The sequence below is a fragment of the Frankia sp. Mgl5 genome (assembly GCF_023242985.1).
GTDB classification, from domain to species: Bacteria; Actinomycetota; Actinomycetes; order Frankiales; family Frankiaceae; genus Parafrankia; species Parafrankia soli.
On record NZ_JALKFY010000742.1, the window covers coordinates 1 to 2,472 of the forward strand.

Genomic DNA, 2,472 nt, shown 5'->3' on the forward strand with positions numbered 1-2,472 from the left:
AACCCCGCGAACTCCGACACCGGAACCGGTGGACAGCCACGACGTCGACGCACCATTCGATCATGGCTGATCGACGGTCGCGGGACAGCGGACTCCGCCGATGCAACTGTGAGTTCATGGTTCGGCCTCGGGCGGTGGCCTGACCCGCGATGCAACTGGCGTGATGCCTTCGCACTGACCTGTCGGCCGCTGTCTGGTGGTGTGTCGACCGGACCGGTGGGCGTGTCCCGACAGGGGCCTTGCTGCTACAAGGCACCGTCACAGTTCTGACCGCCCTGCCGGCCCGGCGACGGCTTCCCGTTCCGAGCCGAGCAGGAGACGAACAGCCCGTGGTCAGGATGCGTCAGTCTGAGAACCCAGACCAGCCCACCGCTGGTGGTGTCGATGCCGAGGCAAAACTGACCAGGCGTTGCCGAAGTAAAACGGCGCACCCTCCAGCCTTGGAGGGTGATCACTGTGGAGGACTGGGCCGAGATCCGGCGGCTGCATCGGGCTGAGGGTGTCTCGATCAGCGAGATCAGCCGGCGGCTGGGGGTCGCACGGAACACGGTGCGCCGCGCGCTGACCTCGGACCGGCCACCGCGCTATGAGCGGGCGCCGCGGCCACGGTTGACCGACGCGGTCGAGCCCGCGGTGCGGACGCTGCTGGCCGAGTATCCCCGGATGCCCGCCAGCGTGATCGCTCAGCGGATCGGCTGGACGCATTCGAGCTCGATCCTGCGGGAACGGATCAGTCAGATCCGTCCCGAGTATGCCGGGGTCGACCCGGTGGACCGGGTGGTCTACGAGCCGGGGCAGGTCGCGCAGTGCGATCTGTGGTTCCCCGAGCCGAGGATCCCGGTCGGGTGGGGGCAGCAGCGGATGCTGCCGGTGCTGGTCATGACGCTGGGATTCTCCCGGTTCACCACCGCCACGATGATCCCGTCGCGGCAGGGCGGGGACATCCTGGCGGGGATGTGGCAGCTGATCGGCCAGATCGGCCGGGTGCCCCGGACCCTGGTCTGGGACCGGGAGTCCGCGATCGGCGGCACGGGCAAGGTGACCGCGCCGGCGGCGGCGTTCGCGGGGACGCTGGCCACACGGATCCGGCTGGCTCCGCCGCGGGATCCGGAGTTCAAGGGGATGGTCGAGCGGACCAACCGGTTCCTGGAGACCTCGTTCCTCCCCGGCCGGACGTTCACCGGCCCGGCCGATTTCAACACCCAGCTGGACGGCTGGCTGGCCCAGGCGAACACCCGCCGCGTCCGCTCGATCGGCGCCCGCCCACTCGACCGGCTCGACACCGACCGTCAGGCGATGCTGGCGCTGCCCCCGATAGGACCTGCGGTCGGGCTCCGGCACCGTGTCCGCCTCGCCCGCGACTACTACGTCCGCCTCGACGGGGTCGACTACTCCGTCGACCCGGCCGTGATCGGCCGCTTCGTCGAGGCAGCCGCGTCCGCCTGGACGGTCACCGTCACCTGCGACGGGCAGCCCGTCGCGTCCCACGACCGCTGCTGGGCCCGCCACACCGTGATCACCGACCCGGTCCACCGGGCCACCGCCGCCGAGCTACGCCGCGACCAGGCCGCCACGCGGCGACGCCACCACAGCCTGCGCCAGCACGCCGACGGCCACGTCGTCGCGCTGCGCGACTACGACGCCCTGTTCGGCGTCGACTTCACCCCACCCACCCGCACGGAAGCGAGCAGCCAGTGACCACCACCGGCATCGACGCACCCAGCGAGACCGCATCACCGACCAGCACAGCCCACACCCGCCAGCCCGCCGACGGACTCCCCGCCCTGCTCAGCTACCTGACCCGCGTCCTGAAGATGCCCACCATCGGCCGGACCTGGGAACCCCTCGCCGACCAGGCCCGCGACGAGAACTGGTCACACGAGGAATACCTCGCCGCGGTCCTGCAACGTCAGGCCGCCGACCGGGAATCCGCCGGCACCATCATGCGGATCCGCACCGCCCATTTCCCGACGGTCAAGACGCTGGAGGACTTCAACCTCGACCACCTGCCCAGCCTGCGCCGCGACGTCCTCGCGCACCTGGCCACCGGCACCTTCGTCGCCAAAGCCGAGAACGTGATCCTGCTCGGCCCACCCGGCATCGGCAAAACCCACCTGGCGATCGGCCTCGGTGTCAAAGCCGCCCAGGCCGGCTGTTCGGTCCTGTTCGACACCGCCAACAACTGGATCACCCGGCTCGCCGCAGCACACCAGGCCGGACACCTCGACACCGAACTCAAGAAGATCCGCCGCTACAAGCTGATCATCATCGATGAGGTCGGCTACATCCCCTTCGACCAGGACGCAGCCAACCTGTTCTTCCAACTCGTCGCGTCCCGCTACGAACAGGGCTCGATCCTGGTCACCTCGAACCTGCCGTTCGGCCGCTGGGGCGAGACTGAGGTGGGGCCCGTTCTTCGGACAGTGATCCCTATGAGGGATAATTGATCCGTGAACGGAGGAGATCAATGAG

2 protein-coding genes are annotated in these 2,472 nt (G+C 69.2%); both read left to right on the forward strand.

All coding sequences use genetic code 11. The features are described 5' to 3' along the window. Positions 1-447: 447 nt before the first annotated feature. Positions 448-1,698, forward strand: a complete 1,251-nt coding sequence (istA, locus tag MXD62_RS27265) for an IS21 family transposase (protein WP_248832265.1) — start codon at positions 448-450, stop codon at positions 1,696-1,698. An 11-nt stretch (positions 1,699-1,709) separates the two neighbouring features. Beyond that, positions 1,710-2,447, forward strand: a complete 738-nt coding sequence (gene istB / locus MXD62_RS27270; RefSeq protein WP_368862456.1) for an IS21-like element helper ATPase IstB — start codon at positions 1,710-1,712, stop codon at positions 2,445-2,447. Positions 2,448-2,472 lie beyond the last annotated feature (25 nt).